Genomic DNA, 233 nt, shown 5'->3' with positions numbered 1-233 from the left:
CATCACCTGCCTGCGAGGCCTTCATGCCGAAGACATCGCGCATTGCGCCGACGCCCATCATGTCGCGGGTCGCATCCCGCGGCAACGAGGTGCCTGTGCCGCCGCCGAGCGCTTTCCACTGGGCCAGCAGCAACCGCACGACCTCGGCCACCACCCAGGTGCCTATGGCGAAATAGGGACCGTAAAGCCGAAAGCTGAAGAAGGCTGTGGGAATGGCAAGGGCGACCGAGAAC

Annotated in this window: 1 pseudogene; it reads right to left on the bottom strand. The window is 64.8% G+C overall.

Going from position 1 to position 233, the window contains the following annotated elements:
* Positions 1-233 (bottom strand): annotated as a pseudogene (locus tag AF337_RS11440) (branched-chain amino acid ABC transporter permease); the annotation flags it as partial.

Origin of the sequence: Rhizobium ecuadorense (assembly GCF_001187535.1) — a bacterium.
Taxonomy (GTDB): domain Bacteria; phylum Pseudomonadota; class Alphaproteobacteria; order Rhizobiales; family Rhizobiaceae; genus Rhizobium; species Rhizobium ecuadorense.
Note: the sequence above shows the minus strand (reverse complement) of the source record. Positions and strands in the feature narration are given on the sequence as shown.